At 30.8% G+C, this 23,811-nt stretch carries 20 protein-coding genes and 1 tRNA gene; 16 read left to right on the top strand and 5 right to left on the bottom strand.

Annotated elements, in window-relative coordinates:
* Position 1: 1 nt before the first annotated feature.
* The 7 genes from ACFQ1U_RS12000 (at position 2) to ACFQ1U_RS11970 (ending at position 9,503) form a co-directional block, all read left to right on the top strand.
* Entirely contained in the window at positions 2 to 1,285 is a 1,284-nt protein-coding gene (locus tag ACFQ1U_RS12000) for a peptidoglycan DD-metalloendopeptidase family protein (protein WP_386108681.1), read from the top strand.
* 1 nt (position 1,286) lies between these two features.
* Positions 1,287 to 2,858, top strand: coding sequence for a glucose-6-phosphate isomerase (pgi, locus tag ACFQ1U_RS11995; RefSeq protein ID WP_386108679.1), 1,572 nt, complete (start codon positions 1,287 to 1,289; stop codon positions 2,856 to 2,858).
* 200 nt (positions 2,859 to 3,058) lie between these two features.
* Positions 3,059 to 5,623: a TonB-dependent receptor gene (locus ACFQ1U_RS11990; protein ID WP_386108677.1), complete on the top strand. Its 2,565-nt coding sequence runs from the start codon at positions 3,059 to 3,061 to the stop codon at positions 5,621 to 5,623.
* A 13-nt stretch (positions 5,624 to 5,636) separates the two neighbouring features.
* Positions 5,637 to 7,232, top strand: coding sequence for a hypothetical protein (locus tag ACFQ1U_RS11985; RefSeq protein WP_386108675.1), 1,596 nt, complete (start codon positions 5,637 to 5,639; stop codon positions 7,230 to 7,232).
* 97 nt (positions 7,233 to 7,329) lie between these two features.
* Positions 7,330 to 7,761: a hypothetical protein gene (locus tag ACFQ1U_RS11980; RefSeq protein WP_386108853.1), complete on the top strand. Its 432-nt coding sequence runs from the start codon at positions 7,330 to 7,332 to the stop codon at positions 7,759 to 7,761.
* 37 nt (positions 7,762 to 7,798) lie between these two features.
* Positions 7,799 to 8,536: a lysophospholipid acyltransferase family protein gene (locus tag ACFQ1U_RS11975; RefSeq protein ID WP_386108673.1), complete on the top strand. Its 738-nt coding sequence runs from the start codon at positions 7,799 to 7,801 to the stop codon at positions 8,534 to 8,536.
* The gene (locus ACFQ1U_RS11970) at positions 8,523 to 9,503 is read left to right on the top strand and encodes an acyl-ACP desaturase (protein ID WP_386108671.1); all 981 of its coding nucleotides are present in this window, start codon (positions 8,523 to 8,525) and stop codon (positions 9,501 to 9,503) included. The genes ACFQ1U_RS11975 and ACFQ1U_RS11970 overlap by 14 nt, the downstream gene beginning before the upstream one ends.
* 32 nt (positions 9,504 to 9,535) lie before the next feature.
* On the opposite strand, the gene ACFQ1U_RS11965 is transcribed toward ACFQ1U_RS11970, so the two are convergent.
* Positions 9,536 to 10,321, bottom strand: a complete 786-nt coding sequence (locus tag ACFQ1U_RS11965; RefSeq protein WP_386108851.1) for a nitrilase family protein — start codon at positions 10,319 to 10,321, stop codon at positions 9,536 to 9,538.
* 87 nt (positions 10,322 to 10,408) lie between these two features.
* Here ACFQ1U_RS11965 and ACFQ1U_RS11960 point away from each other — a divergent pair, with 87 nt between their 5' ends.
* Positions 10,409 to 13,153 (top strand): PD-(D/E)XK nuclease family protein, encoded by a 2,745-nt coding sequence (locus ACFQ1U_RS11960; RefSeq protein WP_386108669.1) that lies wholly within the window; start codon positions 10,409 to 10,411, stop codon positions 13,151 to 13,153.
* Between the two features lie 4 nt (positions 13,154 to 13,157).
* Here the strand turns inward: ACFQ1U_RS11960 and ACFQ1U_RS11955 are convergent.
* Positions 13,158 to 13,231: transfer RNA gene (locus ACFQ1U_RS11955), tRNA-Ala, on the bottom strand.
* Positions 13,232 to 13,235: 4 nt separating this feature from the next.
* Positions 13,236 to 13,658 (bottom strand): molybdenum cofactor biosynthesis protein MoaE, encoded by a 423-nt coding sequence (locus tag ACFQ1U_RS11950; protein ID WP_386108667.1) that lies wholly within the window; start codon positions 13,656 to 13,658, stop codon positions 13,236 to 13,238.
* Between the two features lie 104 nt (positions 13,659 to 13,762).
* Between ACFQ1U_RS11950 and ACFQ1U_RS11945 the strand changes: the two genes are divergently transcribed.
* The 4 genes from ACFQ1U_RS11945 to ACFQ1U_RS11930 all read left to right on the top strand — a co-directional run bounded on the left by ACFQ1U_RS11945 (position 13,763) and on the right by ACFQ1U_RS11930 (position 17,517).
* Positions 13,763 to 14,950 (top strand): phosphoglycerate kinase, encoded by a 1,188-nt coding sequence (locus ACFQ1U_RS11945; protein ID WP_386108665.1) that lies wholly within the window; start codon positions 13,763 to 13,765, stop codon positions 14,948 to 14,950.
* Between the two features lie 18 nt (positions 14,951 to 14,968).
* Positions 14,969 to 15,571 (top strand): hypothetical protein, encoded by a 603-nt coding sequence (locus tag ACFQ1U_RS11940; RefSeq protein WP_386108663.1) that lies wholly within the window; start codon positions 14,969 to 14,971, stop codon positions 15,569 to 15,571.
* 10 nt (positions 15,572 to 15,581) lie between these two features.
* Positions 15,582 to 16,622 (top strand): NADP(H)-dependent aldo-keto reductase, encoded by a 1,041-nt coding sequence (locus tag ACFQ1U_RS11935; protein ID WP_386108661.1) that lies wholly within the window; start codon positions 15,582 to 15,584, stop codon positions 16,620 to 16,622.
* Positions 16,623 to 16,707: 85 nt separating this feature from the next.
* Complete coding sequence (locus ACFQ1U_RS11930; RefSeq protein WP_386108659.1) at positions 16,708 to 17,517, top strand: HAD family hydrolase; 810 nt, start codon at positions 16,708 to 16,710, stop codon at positions 17,515 to 17,517.
* Between the two features lie 51 nt (positions 17,518 to 17,568).
* Here the strand turns inward: ACFQ1U_RS11930 and trpS are convergent, their stop codons facing one another.
* Positions 17,569 to 18,537: a tryptophan--tRNA ligase gene (gene trpS / locus ACFQ1U_RS11925; protein ID WP_386108657.1), complete on the bottom strand. Its 969-nt coding sequence runs from the start codon at positions 18,535 to 18,537 to the stop codon at positions 17,569 to 17,571.
* A gap of 132 nt (positions 18,538 to 18,669) precedes the next feature.
* Here trpS and ACFQ1U_RS11920 point away from each other — a divergent pair, with 132 nt between their 5' ends.
* Together ACFQ1U_RS11920 and trhA are read left to right on the top strand one after the other, a co-directional pair.
* Positions 18,670 to 19,464 (top strand): lysophospholipid acyltransferase family protein, encoded by a 795-nt coding sequence (locus ACFQ1U_RS11920; RefSeq protein WP_386108655.1) that lies wholly within the window; start codon positions 18,670 to 18,672, stop codon positions 19,462 to 19,464.
* The gene (gene trhA, locus ACFQ1U_RS11915) at positions 19,433 to 20,071 is read left to right on the top strand and encodes a PAQR family membrane homeostasis protein TrhA (RefSeq protein ID WP_386108653.1); all 639 of its coding nucleotides are present in this window, start codon (positions 19,433 to 19,435) and stop codon (positions 20,069 to 20,071) included. The genes ACFQ1U_RS11920 and trhA overlap by 32 nt, the downstream gene beginning before the upstream one ends.
* Before the next feature lie 155 nt (positions 20,072 to 20,226).
* Here trhA and ACFQ1U_RS11910 read toward each other — a convergent pair whose 3' ends face one another.
* Positions 20,227 to 20,697, bottom strand: coding sequence for a CYTH domain-containing protein (locus ACFQ1U_RS11910; protein ID WP_386108651.1), 471 nt, complete (start codon positions 20,695 to 20,697; stop codon positions 20,227 to 20,229).
* A gap of 25 nt (positions 20,698 to 20,722) precedes the next feature.
* Here ACFQ1U_RS11910 and porZ point away from each other — a divergent pair, with 25 nt between their 5' ends.
* A complete protein-coding gene (gene porZ / locus ACFQ1U_RS11905) occupies positions 20,723 to 23,089 on the top strand; it encodes a type IX secretion system anionic LPS delivery protein PorZ (protein ID WP_386108649.1) in 2,367 nt (788 codons plus the stop codon).
* Entirely contained in the window at positions 23,089 to 23,811 is a 723-nt protein-coding gene (gene recO, locus ACFQ1U_RS11900) for a DNA repair protein RecO (protein ID WP_386108647.1), read from the top strand. Before porZ ends, recO begins: the two co-directional genes overlap by 1 nt.

Here is a 23,811-nt window from a genome sequence, read left to right as displayed (position 1 = left end):
ATTGAAGCTAAAAATAGTAATTCCTTCGCTAATTATCTTTTTCCTTTTTGCTTGTAAAGAAGAAGAGAAAATAGCTATAGAAACCGTAGTTAAAGAAGTTAAACCAAAACCAACTATTAAATATGGTTTTAATTTTGATAACTATAAAGTAATTAATGATACCATACAAAACGGAGAGAGTTTTGGTATTATACTGGATCGACATCATGTAATGTATCCTAAAATTAATGAAATAGCAACTACTATTAAAGACACTTTTGATGTTAGAAGAGTCCGTTCTGGTAAAGCATATACCATTTTAGCATCTAAAGATACATTAGAACAAGCCAAGGTTTTTATTTATAAACACAATAGAGTTTCATCAACAATAATAGATTTTAAAGATTCTATTATAAAAGCGTATACCTATAAAAAACCAATAAAATTAGTAGAAAGAGAAGTCGCTGGTAAAATAATTTATAATTTTTCTGAAGCTATGGATACACTTGGGCTTAGACCAAGTTTAGCTAACACAGTAGCCGATATATATTCTTGGACTGTAGATTTTTATAGGCTTCAGAAAGATGATACCTTTAAGCTTATTTTTGATGAAAAGTTTATTAATGACACTATTTCTGTAGGTTACGGAAAAATAAAAGCAGCTGTATTTAATCACAATGGAAAAGAATTGTATGCCTACAGATATGTAGCAGATTCTATTTTAAAAATTCCAGAATATTACGATGATAAAGCAGGCTTATTGCGTAGACAATTTTTAAAATCACCTATTAAATTTCAATACAGAATTTCATCGAGGTATAACTTACGAAGAAGAATTAAGTTATATGGTAACAAAATAAGACCACATAGAGGTACCGATTTTGCAGCTGCTTATGGTACTCCTATAATGACAACCGCTAGCGGGACAGTTATAGAGTCTGCAAGAAGAGGAGGTAATGGTAACTATGTAAAGGTTAGGCATAACGGTACATACACAACACAGTACCTGCATATGAAAAGAAGAAAGGTACGAGTTGGAGAATATGTAAAACAAGGTGATATTATTGGATGGGTAGGAATGACTGGTAATACAAGTGGCCCCCATGTATGTTATCGTTTTTGGAAAAATGGTAGAGAAGTAGATCCGTTTAGAGAAGACTTGCCTTCAGCAGAACCAATGGAAGATAGTTTAAAACCTAAATTCTTTGAGTTTATAAAACCACTTAAACATCAGCTAGATAATATAGCTTTACCTACAGAACAAAAAGAGTTAATTGTACCACAAGAAATTTTAGCAACGCATTAACATGGCACTACAAAATATCAACCCAACAACTACGGCTGCTTGGAATGAGTTAACAAAGCATTTTAATGAAACAAATTCAATAACTATAAAAGAATTATTTCAGAAAAATGAACAAAGAGAGTCAGATTTTACTCTATGTTTAGATGAATTATCAGTAGATATTTCAAAAAACAGAATTAATAAACAAACTATTGATTTGTTAGTTGAACTTGCAGAGCAAGTTGGTTTAAAAGATGCTATAGAAAAGTATTTTACAGGAGATATTATTAATGTAACAGAAGAAAGAGCAGTACTCCATACAGCTTTAAGAAACTTTTCTGATGCTCCTATTTTAGTTGAAGGAAAAGATATAAAACCTAAAATTCAATCTACCTTAAAAAAAATTAGAGCATTTAGTAATAAAGTAATCTCAGGTAAATGGAAAGGTTATACTGGTAAAGCGATTACAGATGTAGTAAATATTGGAATTGGAGGATCTGATTTAGGACCAGATATGATTGTTGAGTCACTTCAGTTTTATAAAAATAAACTAACAACACATTTTGTTTCTAATGTAGATGGTGACCATGTACAAGAAGTATTAAAAAAGATAAACCCAGAAACCACATTATTTGTAATTGTATCTAAAACATTTACAACTCAAGAGACCATAAGTAATGCCAATACTATTAAAGATTGGTTTATGAGATCTGCCTCTGTGTTTGATGTTGCTAAACATTTCGTAGCAGTTTCTACTAATTTAGAAGCTGTATATGATTTTGGAATTGATAAAAATAATGTTTTCCCAATGTGGAATTGGGTAGGTGGACGTTTCTCGTTATGGTCTGCGGTTGGTTTGTCAATATCACTATCTATCGGTTTTGACAATTACCAAGATTTATTAAAAGGCGCAGAGAAAATGGATACTCATTTTAGATCTGCAAATTTTGATCAGAATATACCAGTAGTATTAGCTTTACTAAGTATCTGGTATAATAATTTTTACAACGCAGAAACAGAAGCAATTTTGCCATATACACAATACTTATCAAAACTACCTTCTTATTTGCAACAAGCTATAATGGAAAGTAATGGTAAAGGTGTAGATAGAAATGGAGACGTGATAAGTTATCAAACAGGCACAATTGTTTGGGGAAGCACAGGAACAAACATGCAACATGCATTTATGCAGTTAGTTCATCAAGGAACGAAATTAATACCTGCAGACTTTATTGGTTTTTCAGAATCATTATATGGATTGACAGATCATCATAAAAAATTAATGGCCAATTACAAGGCTCAAATGGAAGCTTTAGCTTTTGGTAAAACAAAAGAAGAAGTTCATTTAGAATTAAAAACTTGTGGGTTAGAAGAAAAAATAAGTCAATTATTACCTTTTAAAGTATTTGAAGGTAATAGACCAAGTAACGCTATTAAGTTTAATAAGTTAACACCTTTTACATTAGGGATGTTAGTAGCTACGTATGAACATAAAATATTTGTTCAAGGTGTGGTTTGGAATATTTATTCTTATGATCAATTTGGTGTTGAGTTAGGAAAAGAATTAGCCAACAAAATTTTAAAGTCTTCATAATTACAAATCATATGTTAACATTTTTTATCACTTAAAAACACCTCCTGTTTTAAAGAAAATATAACAAAACCCTCTGTTATAGAGGGTTTTTGTTTTGTTGTGTAGGTCTTAATAACTTGTTAAAACTTAACATTATGTTAACATTGGTGCTGTGTAAAAACTAGATTTTTGCAGGGCATTTAATAACAATTAAATAAAAAATGAAACACATTAAAAATTTTTTACTTGTAGCAGTATTTTTTGTATCGGCTACAGTATTAGCTCAAACCAAATTATCTGGTACAATTCTCGATGAAACAGGAGAACCATTGCCAGGTGCAAGTGTAGTAGAGAAGGGAACTACAAATGGTACAGCTACAGATTTTGACGGGAAATTTATGTTAAACGCTAAATCAGGAAGTGGTACATTAGTAGTATCTTTTGTAGGTTACTTAAATAAAGAAGTTGTGTATACTACAGCTGGTGATTTAGGTACAATTCAATTACAAGAAGATGGTCAAGTTTTAGACGAAATTGTTGTAACAGCTACATCTTTAGCAATTGACAGAAAAACTCCAGTTGCAGTTTCAACTGTTAAAGCTTCTGATATTGAAAGAAAGCTTGGTAATCAAGAGTTTCCAGAGATTTTGAAATCAACTCCTGGTGTTTACGCAACTAAATCTGGAGGAGGTTTTGGTGATGGTAGAATTAATTTACGCGGGTTTAACTCAGAAAACGTTGCTGTTATGATTAACGGAGTGCCTGTAAATGATATGGAGAATGGTAGAGTTTACTGGTCTAACTGGGCTGGTTTAGGTGATGTTACTTCAACAACACAGGTTCAAAGAGGTTTAGGTGCTTCTAAAGTTGCTGTGCCATCTATTGGAGGTACAATTAATATTGTAACTAAATCAACTGATTCACAAAAAGGAGGAAGTATAATTGCTTCTACTGGTAACGATGGTTACCAAAAATACGGATTCACTTTATCTACAGGTAAAATGGATAATGGTTTCGCATCTACAGTTTCTGTTGCTAAAGTTTCAGGAGACGGTTTTGTTGACGGTACTGAATTTGATGGATGGAATTACTTTTTAAATATTTCTAAAGAAATTAATGATAGCCATACGTTATCTTTAACTACTTTCGGTGCTCCACAAAGACATGGGCAAAGACAAAATAGAAGCTCAATCCAAACTTACAGAGAAGCTGAGTCAGGAATTAGATTTAACCCAGACTGGGGATTAAGAGGAGGTAAAGTTGTTCATATTGAAGATAACTTTTACCACAAAAACCAAACATCTTTAAACCACTATTGGAATATTGATGAAAGATCTTCATTGTCTACGGCTGCATATTTCTCTATCGGTAGAGGAGGTGGAGGAGGAACCGCTGGTAATTCTGACTTGTTTAATGTAAGACTTGGAGGTTTCGATCAGCCAGTTGATATTGATAATATAGTTGCAATAAACAGAGAAAGAGGTGCTGAAGGTGCTGAGTCTGTATTAAGAGCTTCTAAAAACGAGCATAACTGGTATGGAGTATTATCTACCTTTAAAACAGAGATTAATGATAATTTTGATTTCTTAGCAGGGATAGATTACAGACACTATGAAGGATTACATTACCAAGAGGTAACTGATTTATTAGGTGGTGATTATTTCTTAGATAATAATGATGTTAATAATCCAAACAATGCAGCGAAAGTTGGTGACGTTATTGCATACAATAATGATGGTATTGTAGATTGGTTAGGTGGTTTTATTCAAGTTGAATATTCTAATGACAATTTTAATGCATTTATTTCATCATCGCTTTCTAATACATCTTATCAAAGAATCGATTACTTTAACTATTTAGATTCAGATCCTAATCAAACAACTGACGTTTACGATTTTATAGGATTTGGTACTAAAGGTGGTGTTAATTACAGATTTGACGAAGTACACAATGTATTTGCAAACGTAGGATATTTTGAAAGAGCTCCATTCTTTAGAAATGTGTTTACAGCTTTTGATAACGAAATAGAAAATATCAATACAGATGCTGAAAATGAAAAAGTTACATCATTTGAGTTAGGATATGGTTTAAGATCAGAAAAGTTTAGTGCAAATTTCAATGCATATTATACTAAATGGGATGATAGATCTGAATCAGTACAATTATATGACCAAGAGAACGATGAGCAAGTTTTTGTTAATGTACCAGGTGTAAATGCTTTACATATGGGACTTGAATTTGATTTTGTTTGGAAGCCTTTACCAGAGTTAAATATTACAGGTATGGCATCAGTTGGAGATTGGACTTGGAACACTAGAATTGAAAACTTAGAAGCTTTTAATCAACAACAACAGTCATTAGGTTTTATCAACGCTATAATTGATGATGTTAAAGTAGGAGATGCTGCTCAAACTACATTAGCGTTAGGAATGTTATACAAGTTTTGGGAAAAGACTAGCATAACAGTAGATTACAACTATTTTGGAGATTTATATGCTGATTTTGAGGTTAGTTCAAATGATTCAGAAGATCCAATTCCTGTTGAAGATATTCCTGTTGCTTCAAGTGCTTGGAAAATGCCAAATTATCACACTTTTGACGCAAGTTTACGTCACGGGTTTAAAATTGGTGATTTTGACACAACTTTAACTTTAAGAGTAAACAATATATTTGATACTGAGTATATTTCTGATGCAGTAAATGGATCTGATAATAACGCTGCAAGTGCGCAGGTGTGGTATGGTGCTGGAAGAACTTTCAGTTTAGGTGCAAAAATTAAGTTTTAAAAAATAAGTAAAAATGAAAAAAATAATTTATTCAATTTTAATGTTATCACTTGTATTCACTGCATGTGATCCATTAGAAGACGTTTATAATGAAGTAGGAGCTGTTGATGACACAATAGTTGGTGATGCAACAATTACTCTTACAAATGATGATTATGATTTACTAGATTTAGGTAGATATTATTTTGACTCAGAAGATGAAGCTAAAGAAACGTTACCATCTTTTATTAGTGAATTATATCCAGTATGGGGTGCAGGTTCATCAGTAGTTGTTAACTATAATTTAAATAATGAGGTTTCTGTATCTTCTTATACAGTTACTGATGCAGATTATAGCGATTTAGGATTTACATATTTTGATTCTGAAGGAGACTTTGAAAGCTTTTTCTCTTTTAAATATCCAAATGTTACTGACAAAGGTTCTGTTGTATACCTAACTTATAATGCAGTTCCTGAAATTGTTAACTATGAGCTTACTGATGCAGATTATGAATTAGTTGGTAATGGTCGTTTTGATAATTTTGATATCAGATCAGGAGCTGCTGAAGAGTCAATTGAAGTAAGAAGAGAAAAAATCCAGACAATACTTTTAAATAACTTTCCTGATAACCTTCCAGGTATTATTTATGAAGTAACTTATGCTACTTACGATGGTTCAGTAGGTCAGGATACTATGCAAGTTGTGTTAACTGATAATTCACCAACCAATGTTGCTGATTACACATTAGTAAATGCAGATTATGAGTTGGTTGGTAATGGGAGATATTACAATTTTGACATTCGTCCAGGTAGAGCAGAGGAGTCAATTGAAGTAAGAAGAGAAAAAATAGAAACTATTTTATTAAATAATTTCCCAACTTCAGTAGATGGAGATTTCTTCTTAGTAACTTATGCAATCTATGATGGAGCAGCTGGTACTAGAGAAATGCTTTTAAGATTTGACGGTACGAATTGGAACATATTCACAGCATTAACATATGAATTCTACACATTCGTTCCAGTTGAAACAACAAGTACGTTTGTTTACACTTCTGAATGGAGTGCTCCATATGAGGTTACAGATGAAGATTATGCTCAGATGGGTCAACGTTTTAATAACTTTGATGGAAGATCTGAAGAAGCTAGAGCAGAGGCTCTTAGATTATTAGAGGTTTTCTTAGGTCAAAAGTACCCTTTTGCTTCAGTAGACCAATTCTTAGCATTAGAATATAAGTCTTTTACTGGATCTGGTAATGATATAGTAATTGCAAACTTTGTTTTTGATGGAAATTCATGGAGTGCTGTACCTTTAATTATAGAAACATCTTTACAGTTTGGTTTTGAAGATGGACAATGGGTTCCAGATAATACTATTAAATATACATTAACAGATGCAGATTATGAGTTAGTTGGTAATGGAAGGTTTGGTAATTTTGATATCCGTCCAGGTAGAAGTGAAGAGACAGTAGAATCAAGAAGGGTTAAGATTAACACTATATTGTTAAACAATTTTCCTGAATTAGGAGAAGGACAAAAGTTTATTGTTTCTTACAATGTTTGGATGCCAGGTGATGGAGTTTTAGAAATGAAGCTTATTAATAACGGTACAGAGTATATTCTTAATGAATAGTATTTGACAATAAATTTATTAACCACCTCAATTGAGGTGGTTTTTTTATGCATAAAATTCAGTACCTTTACCATATATTTAAACTAACTAAATTATGATGAAAACTGTTCATTCTTATTGGGCATATATAGTATTAGTTGTATTAATCTTAGCAGTAGTAAATGCTATTATGGGGTTAAAACAAAAAAAAGAATTTACGCATAAAGATTTTAGGTTAGGGTTGTTTACTTTAATAGCAACTCATATTCAGTTATTAATTGGTCTTGGATGGTATTTTATGTCTCCTTGGTATAAAACATTAAAATCAGACGCAGCGACTGCTATGGGAGAATCTTCTGTAAGATTATTAGCAGTAGAACATCCTTTTACAATGATTTTAGCCATTGTTTTAATAACCATAGGATGGTCTAAACATAAAAAAGTAGTTAAAAGCGAATCTAAATTTAAAACTTTTGCTATTTTTTACGGTATAGCCCTACTCTTAGTATTGGCAAGAATACCTTGGTCTAATTGGTTCCAAACAATATAATTATACCCCGCGAAAGCGGGTTTTCTTTTTTATTCCTATGAAAATAATAAGCTATTTTTTATCGGTAATCTTTGCTATCACCTTTTTTTTAATCTTATTAATATTTCACCCAATACAATGGATTTGCTTTAATGTATTTGGTTATAAAGCACATAAATGGTCTGTAGATACTCTAAATTGGTTTTTGGTTAAAAGTCTATTATGCTTAGGTATTAGTGTTAAGTTTATTAATAAACAAACAATTCCTGAAAACACTACTATTATTTTTGCGGCCAACCATCAAAGTATGTTTGATATTCCACCATTAATTTGGTATTTACGTAAACATCACCCAAAGTTTGTTTCTAAAATCGAATTAGGAAAAGGAATACCAAGTATATCGTATAATTTAAAACACGGAGGAGCTGCTTTAATTGACAGAAAAGACAGGCTTCAAGCGATTACAGAATTAACTAATTTTTCAAAAAGAATTAATAAGAATAATTGGTCTGCAGTCATTTTTCCAGAAGGTACAAGAAGTAGAAATGGTGCACCTAAAAAGTTTTCCACAGGAGGTTTAAAAACAATTATTAACCATAATAAAGAAGCTTATATTGTACCAATTAGTATTAATAACTCTTGGAAGATATTTAAATACGGGAAATTTCCATTAGGAATATTCAGCCCATTGCATATTGAAGTGCATAAACCTATTCATTTAAAAGATAAGAATACGGAAGAAGTTTTAATAGAAGTTGAAAACACAATAAAAAGTAATATAAATGTCATTAAATAACATTAGAAAAGAGGTAATGAAAACCTTGGAAAAAAAAATCCATGGTTTTGTTGAAGATTACCTAATACCCGTTGAAAAAATATGGCAACCAACCGATTTTTTACCAAATTCACAAAGCGATAACTTTATTGAAGAGGTAAAGGAAATTCAAGAAATTTCTAAAGAATTAGAAGATGATTTTTGGGTTGTTTTAGTGGGAGATACCATTACAGAAGAAGCATTACCAACATATGAATCTTGGTTGTTGGACCTAGATGGTGTTCAACAAGATCCAGACAATGGATGGGCAAAGTGGGTAAGAGCTTGGACTGCTGAAGAAAATAGACACGGAGATGTCTTAAATAAATACTTGTATTTATCAGGAAGAGTAAATATGCGAGAAGTAGAAATTTCTACGCAACACTTAATTGCAGATGGTTTTGATATTGGAACTTCTACAGATCCGTATAAAAACTTTATATATACTAGTTTTCAGGAGTTAGCAACTTATGTTTCTCATAACAATGTAGCAAAAATAGCTCGTAAAAAAGGCCATAAATTATTAGCCAGAATGTCTAAAATTATTGCTGGTGATGAAATGCGTCATCATAAAGCTTATACCGCTTTTGTAAATGAGATCTTTAAAATAGATCCTAGTGAAATGATGTTGGCTTTTGAGCATATGATGAAACATAAAATTGTTATGCCTGCTATGCATTTAAGAGAATCTTTTGGAGCAAAAGGAAGTTTATTTGATGATTTCTCTACAGTTGCACAAAGAATAGGTGTGTATACTGGTTTTGATTATGTTGACATTTTGAGAAAATTGAACGAAACTTGGGAAATTGATAAAATCACTGGGTTAACAGAAGAAGCTGAGAAAGCTAGAGATTATTTGATGAAATTACCAGATAGAATGTATAGGATAACCGAAAGAATTGTGGTGCCTGATACCAAATTCGATTTTAAATGGATGATTCCATCATAAAAAATAAAAAAGAGCCTTAAGTAGGCTCTTTTTTATTGTATAATAAATTGATCCGCATCATCTAAAAAGCCTAATTTATTTCTAGTATCATTTTGTGCTTTTTTATCTATGGTAATGGTTATAATACTTTCTTTATTGTTGGAATTTTTACCTAAAGATTTTCCCAGAAAATCATAAGCATTACTATATCCTATATATTCGTATCCATTAGCATCGATACCAATTCTATTTACCCCAATTGTATAGCTCATATTTTCAATAGCCCTGGCTTTTAAAAGAGCATCCCAAGCATTTATTCTTGTTTTTGGCCAGCTAGCCACATAAATTAATAGATCATATTTTGAAGTATTTCTACTCCAAACAGGAAAACGTAAATCATAACATATAAACGGACAAATTTTCCAATCTAAATAATCAATAATTTGAATGTCATTCCCTTTTGTATATACTTTATGTTCGTTAGCCAAAGTAAAAGTATGTCGTTTATCATAGTACTGAATTTTTCTGTTAGGATGCACAAATAGTAATCGGTTGTAATAATTATTATTTTCCACTATTATTAAGCTACCTACTATTGCAGTAGTATATTTTGATGCCATTTGTTGCATCCATCTTACTGTTTCACCATTCATAGGTTCAGCTAATTTTTCAGCATTCATACTAAAACCAGTAGAAAACATTTCTGGTAATACTACTAAATTTGTTTCAAGAGGTAACTTGCTAAATAAGTTTTGAAAATTAGCAATGTTTTTAGCTGGGTTTTCCCAAACCAAATCGGTTTGTAGTAAAGCAACATGAAGGTTTTTTTCAGTATTCATCAATAAAAACAAAAAAGAGTTCTAATCAAAAATAATATAAATATTGTATTTTCGATATCCATTTTGCTTCATATAAAACTGTAACTAATGCAAACATTTATATCAGAAACGATTCAAGATATTTTAAAAACAACAAGCTCTTTTGAAGAGGTTGTTTTTGTATTACCATCGCAAAGAGCAGGAGTGTTTGTAAAACAGCAATTAAAAAATGAAATAACCAGTGGTTTTCTACCAGAGGTTATTAACATAGAGGAATTTATTACTAGAGTTTCGGGTATTAAAAAAGCAGATAGCGTTCAATTGCTTTTTCATTTTTACAGTATTTATAAAACAATTGAAGAAAATCCAGATTCTTTTGATGTCTTCTCTTCTTGGGCATTTACAGTGTTACAAGATTTTAATGAAATAGATCAGCATTTAATTAACACGCGAGAAATTTTTATGTATATCCGCGATGTAGAACGATTAAAAAAATGGTCTGTTAAAGGTAGTTTTCAGGAAACCGAATTAATGAAAGATCATTATTCGTTTACAGAAAAGTTAAACGATTTATACAATGCCTTCTATGCTTATTTACTTGACAATAAAATAGGATATCAAGGTGTTTTATATAGAGAAGCAACAGAAAAAATAGATGCTTATTTGGCGAATAACAATCAAAAGAAATTCTTTTTTATTGGTTTTAACGCATTAAATGCTGCAGAGGAATTATTATTTCAAAAATCAGTTACTTTGGCAAGTGGAGAAGTTTATTGGGATATAGACGCTACCTTTTTAAATTCTAATCATGCAGCTGGAAATTATGTAAGACGCTATCAAAAAAATTGGAAATATTATCAGCAAAATGAAATTAAAATTATTGGAAATTGGTTTAGTCAGCCTAAAAATATTGAGTTAGTTGGCGCCTCTAAAAACATTACGCAAGTAAAATATGCTGCGGAAGTATTAGCTCAAAAATCTAATTATAATCATACGGCATTAGTTTTAGCAGATGAAAGTTTATTACCAATTACCTTAAACTCTCTCCCTCAACAAGTAGCGGCGATTAATATAACAATGGGATATCCGTTACAAGATATGCCAACCACGAACTTGTTGCTTTCTGTTTTTCAGTTATTTATTACCCAAGAAAAATTATCTAAAACAACACAAAACCTGTTTTATTATAAAGATGTAACACGTTTATTAAAGCAACCTTTAATCTACAGGTTATTATTATCAAATGATAATTCGATATCAGATGTTATTTCAGAAGATATATCTAAAGAAAATAACACCTTTGTATCTTCAAATTATATTGCATCTTTTTTATCGAATATTGAAACTACTACCCAACAGGCGATAACAATGGTCTTTAAAAAATATGAATCTGTAAATGAATTTATAGATCGTATTTTACAATTAATAGCTGTTTTAAAAGATGTTGTAGAAGGTTTAGAAAAAGAATTTTTATTTCGATTTCATACAGCCTTTACACAGTTAAAAAACTTTCAAGAAACCTATGCTTATTTTCTAGATTTAAAAACATTACACCAGTTTTTTAAACAGTTAATAGCATCAGAAAGTTTATCATTTCAAGGAGAGCCTTTACAAGGGTTACAATTAATGGGAATGTTAGAAACTCGTGTGTTAGATTTCGAAACGGTTATTTTAGTTTCTGTAAACGAAGGAATTTTACCTGCAAGTACAAAGCAAACTACATTTATTCCTTTTGACGCAAAGGTTGCATTTAAAATGCCAACGTATAAAGAAAAAGACGCCATTTTTTCCTACCATTTTTTCAGATTAATTCAGCGAGCTAAAAATATTACTTTATTGTACAACACAGAGAGTGATGCCTTTGGAGGAGGTGAAAAAAGTAGGTTTGTAACACAATTATCATTGTTAAAAGACTCAATAAAAGTAAAAACAGTGAGTCCTAAAGTAGTTACAGAAGCAAAAAAGTTACAAGAAATTTCTAAAAATGAAGAAGTTTTCAATAAGCTAAAAGAGTTAGCTGCCAAAGGAATTTCTCCTTCTGCACTTACCAATTATTTGTACAATCCTGTTGCATTTTACAAACAAAAAGTATTAAAAATTAAAGAATTTGATGAAGTAGAAGAAGAAGTAGCTTTTAATACATTAGGAACGGTAGTTCATGATACATTAGATGAGTTATATACTCCTTTTGAAGGCAAATTTATAACTCATAGTACTATAGTTAAAATGGAGAAAGATGTAGCGCTTTTGGTTGAAAAGTATTTTTCGAAACACTTTAAAAATGGTGATATATCTACCGGAAAAAATCGATTAATTTATGAAGTAGCAATTAGGTTTGTGCATAATTTTTTACAAAAAGAAAAAGAATTATTACAAAATGATATTAATAAATTAAAAATTATAGCTACAGAAAAAGATTACAGTGCCTCTATTCATGTTGAAGGTATAGATTTTCCTATTAAAATTCATGGACAAGTTGATAGGGTTGATGAATTAAATGGTGTGATAAGAATTATAGACTATAAAACAGGAAAAGTGGAGGCATCCGATTTAAAAGTGAAAGATTTTTCTGTAATTAGAGATTATAAGTTTAGTAAAGCAATACAAGTATTACTGTATGCTTATATGTACAATCAAACACATAATAATTCACAAGATATACAAGCTGGAATTTATTCGTTTAAAAATTTAAACAGCGGATTTTTATCCATGAATTTTTCTGCATCCAGAACAAAAGACTTAGCAGTAACACCAGAAAAGCTAGCAACGTTTTTAGAAGAAATAAAAGTATTAATTCAAGAAATTTACAATGTAAATATTCCGTTTAAAGAGCCACAAGAATTAGCTTTTTAAATTGTGGAGCATATCGGAATCGAACCGATGACCTTTTGACTGCCAGTCAAACGCTCTAGCCAACTGAGCTAATGCCCCAAAATTAAGGATGTGCGTTTACCCAAACTTCACCATCTATAAAATATTCTTTTTTCCAAATAGGTACGCTAGTTTTTAGTGTGTCAATTGCAAACTCGCATGCTTTAAAGGCTTCTTTTCTGTGTTTGGCACTTACAGCAATAATAACAGGTACATCTCCAATTTGTAATAAACCCTCTGCATGATGAATGGCTATTTTTTTTACATCAAATTTGTCTAAAACAGCCTCGGCAATTTTTTGCATTTCTTTAATAGCCATAGGTTTATAGCAACTAAAGTCTAATTGAGTTACTTCTTTGTTTTGAGTGTTGTTTCTAACAGTTCCAACAAAAGTTACAATACCACCACAAGCATCATCAGTAACAAAATTATAACAATATTGCTGATTTAAGGGCTCGGCACTTATTTGTACAGAAATACAATTCATAAAACAAATATAAAGGTTTCAATACACATGTTTATTGTAAAATAGATTAGTTATTTTTGTTGTGAAACACTTTTAAATAAGAACAAACACTAAAACAATATTTAATGAAAACAATTGCTGATTTTAACTTTGAAAACAAAAAAGCTTTAATACGTGTAGATTTTAACGTGCCTTTAAATGATTCTTTTGAAGTAACAGATACTACTAGAATTGAAGCTGCTAAAAATACAATTATTAAGGTATTAGAAGATGGAGGAAGTTGTGTATTAGTTTCACATTTAGGAAGACCAAAAGGAGTAGAAGAAAAGTTTTCATTGCAGCATATAGTTAGTTCTGTAACAAATGTTTTAGGAGTTCAAGTAAAGTTTGTTGATGATTGTATTGGTGAAACTGCAGAAGAAGCAGTTGCTAATTTAACTAATGGAGAGGTTTTACTACTTGAAAACTTGCGTTTTTATAGTGAAGAAACTGCGGGAGATGTTGCTTTTGCAGAAAAATTATCAAAGTTAGGAGATATTTATATAAATGATGCTTTTGGTACAGCACATAGAGCACATGCTTCTACCGCAGTTGTAGCTCAGTTTTTTACTGATAATAAATGTTTTGGAAGTTTATTGTCTAAAGAAATTCAAAGTATCGACAAAGTTTTAAATAATTCAGAAAAACCAGTAACGGCTGTTTTAGGAGGCGCTAAAGTATCATCAAAAATTACCATTATAGAAAATATTATTGATAAAGTAGATAATATTATTGTTGGTGGAGGTATGACATTTACGTTTATAAAAGCCATGGGAGGTAGCATAGGAAACTCTTTAGTAGAAGATGATAAATTAGAGCTAGCATTACATATTATACAATTGGCCAAGGGTAAAGGAGTACAAATTTACTTACCTGTAGATGCGGTTATTGCAGATGCTTTTTCTAATGATGCTACAACAAAAGTGGTAAATACAAATGAAATTCCAGCAGGTTGGATGGGCTTAGATGTAGGTCCAAAAACTATTGAATTGTTTGACGGAGTAATTAACAACTCTAAAACTATTTTATGGAATGGTCCTTTAGGAGTTTTTGAAATGGAAAACTTCTCAAAGGGTACAATTGAATTAGGAAATTCAATTGCAAAAGCTACAGAAAATGGAGCATTCTCTTTAGTTGGAGGAGGAGATTCAGTAGCGGCAGTAAAACAATTTGGTTTTGGTAACAAAGTAAGTTATGTATCAACAGGTGGTGGTGCCATGTTAGAAAGCTTAGAAGGTAAAACGTTACCTGGTATAGAAGCTATTTTGAAGTAGTAAGGCTAAAATTGTAATATGAAATATTGGTATGTAAACCATAATGCAACCTACATTGTTGTAATTACAACAGATAAATTGTTTTTTGGAAGTATTAGAAAAGAGAATAGAAAAAAAAATCAAGAAGTTCTAGATAATAATCAAGTACCAGATTTTTTATTTGGAATTCCTTTTTCTTATATAAAAAAGATTGAAAGTCCTTTAAATAATAAAAATATTTTGATTCAATATGGAAAGGATAGTGAAGAAGAGTTTACAGTAGAAATTCATAAAATAAAAGCAGAAATTATTTTTGAGTTAAAAAACAAACTAAATCAATTTGAATATAAGTTAGAAAAACCAAAAGTTTTTAAACATATAAAACCACAATTCTTTTCAATAGTATTTGTAACATTGATATTTTTATGGGTTTATTTTTTAGCTGTTGACATTGAAAGTGGTCTTATTTATGAATATAGTGATGGAGCAAGAAAGGGTCTTTCTAATTTATTTGTTGGTTTAGCCCAACTTGGAACAGTAAAAATAATTTTAGGTTATTTATTTTTACTAGGAGTTTGCAGCTTATCATTAATAAGTAAATTGAAAAATAGAACAGAAACAGAATTTTTAATTAGACATTAGAATATAATTGATGAAATATACAACATTACCCAATACAGATGTAAAAGTTTCTAAAATATGTTTAGGAACCATGACTTGGGGAAAACAGAACACAGAAGCAGAGGGTTTTGAACAAATGGATTACGCATTAGATCAAGGTGTCAACTTTTTTGATACTGCTGAGCTTTATGCAGTTCCAGCTACGCCGGAAACCTATGGTGCAACTGAAAAAATAATAGGAAACTGGTTTAAAAAAACAGGAAACAGAGATAAAGTAGTTTTAGCATCTAAAATTGCTGGAGGAGGTGATTATACCAAGCATATTAGATCTGGCGGTTTAACAGGAAGTAATATTATTGAGGCCGTTGAAGGAAGTTTACAACGCTTACAAACAGATTATATAGATTTATATCAGTTACATTGGCCTAACCGAGGAGTTAACTGCTTTGGAGTTAGAGATTATCCTTACAAAACAGCTGCCAAAGAAGCAGAAAATCATTTAGAAATATTAGAAGCGCTTCAACAATTAGTTAAACAAGGTAAAATTAAACACGTTGGTTTATCTAACGAAACACCGTGGGGAACTATGAAATATTTACAAGCTGCTGAAGAAAAAGGACTTCCAAGAATGGTAACGGTACAAAACTCTTACTCGTTAATTCACCGTTCGTATGAGTACGGAATGTCTGAAGTTTCTTTAAGGGAAAATATTGGGTTGTTAGCATATTCACCGCTGGCACAAGGTGTTTTATCTGGTAAGTATTTAAATGGCGGTCAGCCAGAAGGAGCTAGAGGAACTTTGTTTCCAAGGTTTATTGCTCGCTATATGACAGATAGCGCTCAAAATGCAGTAGAGCAATACTTAAAAATAGCTAATAAATACGGACTTACATTGTCTGAATTGTCATTAGCTTACATCAATCAATTGCCATTTGTTACTAGTAATATTATTGGTGCAACTAAAATGGATCAGTTAAAAGAAAATATTAACTCAATTAACGTAGAGTTATCTGAAGAAATTTTAGCTGAAATAGAAGCGGTTCATGCTGCTATTCCTAATCCAGCACCATAATTTAATATATATTTAATTTTAATAAATAATAGTAAAACTCTAAGGTGTATAACTTTAGAGTTTTTTAATGAATAAAAATCATCATATGGATTTATCAAAAGTGAAATTAGTAGCAACAGACATGGATGGAACTTTACTTAACTCAGAAGGAAAAGTAAGTTCACGCTTTTTTGAGTTGTTTGAAGAACTAAAGGCATTAAATGTTCATTTTGTTGCAGCCAGTGGTAGACAGTATTATAGTATCATAGAAAAGCTAAAGCCAATTAAAGATGATATTTATGTAATTGCTGAAAATGGGGCGCTTACCATGAAGCAAAATCAAGAATTGCAAATTAAAGAGCTTCAAAAAGAGATATATCAAAACATTATTAAAACAGCTAAGAGCTTGCCTAATACTCAGGTTATTTTCTGCGGAAGAAAAAAAGGATACATAGAAAATTATGGTCAAGATTTTGAAAATTTCTTTTCTGAATTCTATGATCGTTATGAGGTTGTGGATAATTTACATGATGTTGTTGATGATCAATGTTTAAAAATAGCTATTTGTAACAAGTCTGGTGCAGAAAAAAACGTATATCCATTAGTGAAACATTTTGAACCTGAGTTAAAAGTTAAAGTATCTGGAGAGGTTTGGGTAGATTTATCACATAATTTGGCAAATAAAGGAAATGCATTGTTTCAACTACAACAAAAACATAACATATCACCAGCTGAAACCATGGTTTTTGGCGATTATAACAACGATATAGAAATGTTGCAACAAGCTACTTATAGTTTTGCAATGGAAAATGCGCATGAAAACGTTAAATCTACCGCAAATTTTATGACTGAAAGTAATAATAATTATGGGGTTGAGTTGATGTTAGAAAAATTAATAGCAGCTAAAAAGGCATAAAAAAAACCGAAGTTTACTTCGGTTTTTTTATTAAATAATATGTGATTTGGATTAATATCCAACTTTTGTTCTTACTCTTTTTAAAACGTCTTGTGCAATAACACGAGCTTTTTCGGCACCAACAGCTAAAGCTTCATCAATTTCATGTTTGTTTTCCATGTAATGATTGTATTTAGCTCTTACATCAGCAAATTTTTCTAAAATTAACTCATATAAAGCTTGCTTTGCATGTCCGTAACCATAATTACCACCTTCATAGTTAGCACGCATAGTAGCTAATTGTTCCTCATTAGCAAGTAGCTTATAAATAGCAAAAACATTATCTGTATCTGGATCTTTAGGTTCTTCTAAAGCTTTGCTATCTGTTTGAATACCCATTATTTGTTTGCGTAATTTTTTATCTGGTAAAAATATATTGATAATATTATCTCTAGATTTACTCATCTTTTCACCATCCGTACCAGGTACTAATTTGGTATCTTCATTAATTTTTGCTTGTGGCGGAACTAAAATATCACCAACAATATTATTTAACCTGTTAGCAACATCGCGAGTCATTTCTAGATGTTGTAATTGATCTTTACCTACAGGTACAACTTCTGCATCGTATAATAAAATATCTGCAGCCATTAACATTGGGTAAGTAAATAAACCAGTATTAACATCTTGTAATCTATCTGCTTTATCTTTAAAACTATGAGCTAATGTTAGTCTTTGGTATGGAAAAAAACAACTTAAATACCAGGTTAATTCAGTAGTTTCAGGAATATCACTTTGTCTGTAAAAAACAGTTTTATTAATGTCAATTCCACAAGCAAGCCAAGTTGCAGCTGTACTATAGGTGTTTTCTCGTAGTTGATTACCATCTTTAATTTGGGTTAACGAGTGCATATCAGCAATAAAAAGAAACGCATCATTTTCTGGTTGATTAGCCATTTCTATAGCTGGTAAAATTGCTCCTAATAAATTTCCAAGATGTGGGGTTCCTGTACTTTGTACGCCTGTTAAAATTCTTGCCATTCTTTATAATTTGAGCAACAAAAATAATCAAACAAAAGAAATTACTACCTTAGCATCTAAGAAAATTAAAGGAGCTGTATTTAGCAGTGTACTATTTAATCTTCTGTGTTTTTTGAAAATAAAAATAGATACATGAAATACCTTTTATTTCCTATTAGACTAGTGTGGAGAATATGGTTTTATGTCTTAATACTTGGTTCTGTAGTGTTGATGTCTCCCATTATGTTAATACTAACTTCGCATGTTAAATTTTACCCTGTATTTTGGAAATTATTACGCGCATGGTCATTTTTTTTAATTTATGCGATGGGTTTTCGTTTAAAAGTGGAAAGAGAGCAAGAGTTAGATCCTAATCAAAGTTATATGTTTTGTGCCAACCATGCATCTTTATTAGATGGTTGGGTAATGTGTGCACTAAGTAAAAACCCAATTGTTTTTGTAGGAAAAAAAGAGCTTGTTAAAATTCCAATTTTTGGTTTTTTCTACAAAAAAGTAGTGATTATGGTAGATAGAAGTAGTCCTAAAAGTAGAAAAAGGGTTTATGAAATGGCAAAAGCTAGATTGGTGAACGGTACCAGTATCGCTATTTTTCCAGAAGGATTAGTACCAACAGAAAATGTAGTATTATCTCCCTTTAAAAACGGCGCATTTAGTTTGGCAATAGAACAACAAATACCTGTTGTGCCGCAATTATATTATGATTGTAAACGATTGTTTTCTTGGGATTTTTTTAAAGGAAGACCGGGTACTTTTAGAGTAAAGCAATGTAAATTTATTACTACAGAAGGTTTAACAAACGAGGATAGAGAAGCATTAAAACAGCAAACATTTGATTTAATGCACAATGAGTTAACGAATGACAAGTTATATATGAAAGATACTAACAGGCCTAATAATGAGCGAGAATTTAAATCACCGATATCCTAGAGAAGAAGAACGATTAAATATAATAACACACGGCTTGGGGTTATTGGCTAGTTTGATAGCTTTTCCTTTTTTATTACAAAAAGCTTTTAATTATGGGGCTATTTGGAGTAAAGTAAGCCTAATTTTATACGGACTAAGTTTAATAATACTCTACGTAGCATCTACATTTTATCATGCATCTACAAAACCTGTAGTAAGAAGACGATTTAATATTTTTGATCATGCTGCCATTTATGTATTAATAGCAGGAAGTTATTCGCCATTTTGTCTTATAGCTTTAAACTCTAAGTTAGGGTGGTATATGTTTTTATTTGTTTGGCTTTTTGCTTTGGTTGGAGTTGTCTTAAAACTTTTTTTTACTGGTAAGTTTGATAAAGTTTCTACATTAATGTACTTACTAATGGGTTGGCAAGTTGTTTTTTTTATAAAGCCACTTGTTAAATCACTTTCTGATGAGGGAGTTACATTTTTAGTAGCTGGCGGAGTTTTTTATACAATTGGAGCAATATTTTACTCTATTGGAAAAATTAAATACAATCATGCTATTTTTCATGTATTTGTTTTGTTAGGAAGCTTGAGCCATTTTTTAGCTATTTACTACTTATAAATTGTTAAAATTGATGTTTTTTGTGAAATTTAACCTCTAAAAATGTTTTTTGGCCTCGTTTTTGATTTAAGTTTAAAATGAGTTCATAATAAATTAGGGGATTATTATTTATGTTACTTATAAAAGGCGCAAAAACTCTTTTGCGTCTTTTTTTATTACCAATTTTTATAAGGGTTTTTACTTATAGCGCTATTGTAATATTTAACATCACCAGTAACTTCATTACCCAACCAATCGGGTTTTGTGAAAACTTCATGTTCATTTTCAAGTTCTATTTCTGCAATACATAAACCTAAATTATCACCTAAAAATTCATCTACTTCAAAAATATGCTTGTTTTGTTTTATAAAGTATCTAGTTTTTTCAATAATACCTTCTTCACATAAAGCCAACAATTGTGTGGCTTCTTGCAATGAAATTTCTTTTTCCCATTCAAATCGAGTGGTGCCACTTGTATTAGATTTTCCTTTAATGGTAAGAAATCCGTTAGTATCTGTAATTCTAACACGAACAACACGGTTTTTATCTGAATTTAAAAAGCCTTGTTTTATATAGGTTTTTTGATAGGCATTTTGTTTAAAATCATCAGAAGTAACTAAAAATTTACGTTCTATCTCTAAGCTCATAATATCAGAATTCAAATTTGTACGAATGTATCGTTTTTTATCGTTATTATTAAATATCTTTGACAATGATATGAGGAGAATTTTACTCGGTTTTATACTTTTTTTATCGTTTTTTGGGCAAGCTCAAACCGATTATAGCAGCCAATGGGAAGACTTTTTTTCTTACAATTCGGTTAAAGATTTTGTAATTGTTGATGAGGTTATTTTTGCATTAACAGACAATGCTGTTTTTACTTATAATATACAAAGTCAAGAAATAACAAAACTATCATCCGTTAATGGACTTTCTGGTGAAACAACATCCGCTATTCATTTTAACAAAACAACAGATAGGTTAGTGGTAGGCTATGAGAATGGTTTGATAGAAGTGGTGGATACTGATGGAAGAATTACCATATCTCCAGATATTACTAATTTTAATCAATCGGGATTAAAAAAGATTAATGCAATTTATGAGTACAATAACTTGTTGTATTTGGCAACATCATTTGCAGTTGTAGTTTATGATATTGAAAATTTAGAATTTGGTGATACTTTTTTTATAGGAGCAGGCTCTACTAGTGTAGATGTTAAAGATATTACAGTTTTAAATAATGAAATATATGCAGCAACAGCCAACGGCATTTATGTAGCTGATGTAAATAGTCCAAATTTAATAGATGCTGCTAATTGGCGTTTGCAATATGCTGGAGACTTCTCAGAATTAATCAATTTTGGTAATGATGTTTATACTTTTCAAAATCAAAGATTATTAAGACTTAACGGAAATACGCTAGATCAGGTTCAAGTTTTTTCAGAAAATATAAAATCGTTAGAAGCGTCAGAAAGTAATATAACCGTAGGTTTACAAAATAGCACCCAAGTTTTCAATACTTCATTTAATACTATTGGACAAAATACAAGTAACACAACGTTTAATTTTAGTTTAAACAATAGTTTTTTTGATGGAAATAATTTATGGATTGCAACCAATGAATATGGTATTTTAAATGCAGCTTTAAATGCAGCTAATTATACAGAAATTCATCCTGAAGGCCCATTGTCTAATCAGGTTTTTTCTGTTGATGCCTATAATAATAATTTATGGATTGTTTACGGAGGGTATGATGCTACGTATACACCTGTTGAAAATAGGCAAGGTTTCTCTCATTTTAACGGGCAAGATTGGATAAATACTCCGTTTGATAGTAGTTACCCTTTTGGAGATTTAGTGGGAGTAACCATAGATAAAAATGCAGAAAATAGGGTTTTTATAAGTGCTTTCGGCGATACAAACCTAGTTAATACTCCTTTAACAGGAGGTTTGTTTGAAATTGTAGATGATAATGTTACACAATTTTACAATCATTTAAATAGTCCGTTGGAAGATATTGTTCCTTCAGATCCTAATCGAGTAACTATCCGTGTTTCAAATTCGATATTTGATCGTCAAGGCAACTTATGGGTAACTAATTTAATTGCTAATCAGCGTATAAAAAAATTATCACCAACCGGTCAATGGACTGGCTATAACATTAATGACCTCTATCAAGTTAATCGTCCAGGAATGAACGAGATAGTTGTTGATAATAGTAATAGTATCTGGATTGGAACCCGAAGTAATGGAGTGTTTATTTATAATGAAAATGGTGATAGGAAAAGAGCTTTTACTACAGAACCTACTCGAGGAAGTTTACCTAATTTAAATGTAAGAACTTTAGCGGTAGATGCTAATAATAGAATTTGGTTAGGTACATTATCGGGCTTAGTAGTTTATAATAACGCAGCGGGTGTTTTTGATGCAAATATTTATGATGCAGCACCAATAATTATTTTAGATGATGGTATACCAAAGAAACTATTAGGTGACCAAACTATAAATACTATAAAAGTAGATGGAGCAAATAATAAATGGTTTGGGACAGATAATGGAGGGGCTTTGTACACAAACCCTAATGGACAAACCACAATAGCTAATTTTAGCAAAGATAATTCACCATTACCATCCAATAAAATTATTAAAATAGCTGTAGATGACTCTACAGGTAAAGTATATTTTGCTACAGATAAAGGTATTGTAGCGTATAATAGCAACGTTTCTCCTTTCGGAGCAAGTTTAGAAGAAGTATACGCTTATCCAAACCCAGTATTACCTACTCATGATAACGTAACTATTGATGGAAGAAACGGAACAAGTTTACCTAAAGGTACAAATGTTAAGATATTAGATGTTGCAGGTAATTTGGTTTATGAAACTAATGTTATTGAGGGAGAGCAGTTGCAAGGAGGAAAAGTTGTTTGGAACAAAAGAAATTTAGCAGGTAATAAAGTTGCATCAGGCATTTACATCGTTTTGTTATCAACAGAAGACGGTAGTGAGAGTGCTACAACTAAAATTGCAATTGTAAATTAATGGCAATAGTAACTACACCAGCAATTGTTTTTAGCGCTATAAAGTATGGTGATACCAGTTTAATAGTAAAATGTTTTACTGCGGCTGAAGGCGTAAAATCATATTTAATAAGAGGTGTTTTAAAATCTAAAAAAGGAAAATTAAAGCCAGCATACTTTCAACCACTTACACAATTATCTATAACAGCTAGTCATAATAACAAGGGAACTTTAAATAGTATAAGAGATGCACAAGTTACTCATCATTATGATACTATCTATATCTCTATTGTAAAACAAACTATTGTCCTTTTTTTATCAGAAGTTTTATCGGGTATTATAAAGGAAGAAGAAGAAAATCAATCATTATATAATTACATAGAAACCGCCTTAATTTGGTTAGATACACATAATTCTGTAAGTAATTTTCACTTATTGTTTTTACTTAATTTAACCCGTTATTTAGGTTTTTATCCAGATACTACAGATTCTGATGCTATGGCATTCAATTTAGTAGAAGGCAACTTTACACACTTAACCTATGATAAATTAGTAATTACAGGTGATGAATTAGTACAGTTTAAAAAGCTATTAGGCATAAATTTTGATGCAATTCATACAATTTCTTTCAGTAAAAATGAAAGGCAAACTATCTTAAAAACAATTATTAGATATTTTGAATTACATTTGGATGGCTTTAAAACTCCTAAATCTTTAGAGGTTTTAGAAACGGTATTTAATTAA

The organism is Tenacibaculum geojense (genome assembly GCF_042676005.1).
Classification (GTDB): Bacteria; Bacteroidota; Bacteroidia; order Flavobacteriales; family Flavobacteriaceae; genus Polaribacter; species Polaribacter geojense.
Note: the sequence above shows the minus strand (reverse complement) of the source record. Positions and strands in the feature narration are given on the sequence as shown.

Coding starts and splice junctions, on each gene's coding strand:
- recO (WP_386108647.1), top strand. CDS start 23,089: ATGGCAATAGTAACTACACCAGCAATTGTTTTTAGCGCTATAAAGTAT.
- ACFQ1U_RS11975 (WP_386108673.1), top strand. CDS start 7,799: ATGAAAATAATAAGCTATTTTTTATCGGTAATCTTTGCTATCACCTTT.
- ACFQ1U_RS11950 (WP_386108667.1), bottom strand. CDS start 13,658: ATGAATTGTATTTCTGTACAAATAAGTGCCGAGCCCTTAAATCAGCAA.
- ACFQ1U_RS11935 (WP_386108661.1), top strand. CDS start 15,582: ATGAAATATACAACATTACCCAATACAGATGTAAAAGTTTCTAAAATA.
- ACFQ1U_RS11940 (WP_386108663.1), top strand. CDS start 14,969: ATGAAATATTGGTATGTAAACCATAATGCAACCTACATTGTTGTAATT.
- ACFQ1U_RS11945 (WP_386108665.1), top strand. CDS start 13,763: ATGAAAACAATTGCTGATTTTAACTTTGAAAACAAAAAAGCTTTAATA.
- ACFQ1U_RS11965 (WP_386108851.1), bottom strand. CDS start 10,321: ATGAATACTGAAAAAAACCTTCATGTTGCTTTACTACAAACCGATTTG.
- ACFQ1U_RS11990 (WP_386108677.1), top strand. CDS start 3,059: ATGAAACACATTAAAAATTTTTTACTTGTAGCAGTATTTTTTGTATCG.
- ACFQ1U_RS11960 (WP_386108669.1), top strand. CDS start 10,409: ATGCAAACATTTATATCAGAAACGATTCAAGATATTTTAAAAACAACA.
- trpS (WP_386108657.1), bottom strand. CDS start 18,537: ATGGCAAGAATTTTAACAGGCGTACAAAGTACAGGAACCCCACATCTT.
- pgi (WP_386108679.1), top strand. CDS start 1,287: ATGGCACTACAAAATATCAACCCAACAACTACGGCTGCTTGGAATGAG.
- ACFQ1U_RS11910 (WP_386108651.1), bottom strand. CDS start 20,697: ATGAGCTTAGAGATAGAACGTAAATTTTTAGTTACTTCTGATGATTTT.
- ACFQ1U_RS11970 (WP_386108671.1), top strand. CDS start 8,523: ATGTCATTAAATAACATTAGAAAAGAGGTAATGAAAACCTTGGAAAAA.
- trhA (WP_386108653.1), top strand. CDS start 19,433: ATGAGCGAGAATTTAAATCACCGATATCCTAGAGAAGAAGAACGATTA.
- ACFQ1U_RS11980 (WP_386108853.1), top strand. CDS start 7,330: ATGAAAACTGTTCATTCTTATTGGGCATATATAGTATTAGTTGTATTA.
- ACFQ1U_RS11985 (WP_386108675.1), top strand. CDS start 5,637: ATGAAAAAAATAATTTATTCAATTTTAATGTTATCACTTGTATTCACT.
- ACFQ1U_RS11930 (WP_386108659.1), top strand. CDS start 16,708: ATGGATTTATCAAAAGTGAAATTAGTAGCAACAGACATGGATGGAACT.
- ACFQ1U_RS11920 (WP_386108655.1), top strand. CDS start 18,670: ATGAAATACCTTTTATTTCCTATTAGACTAGTGTGGAGAATATGGTTT.
- porZ (WP_386108649.1), top strand. CDS start 20,723: ATGTATCGTTTTTTATCGTTATTATTAAATATCTTTGACAATGATATG.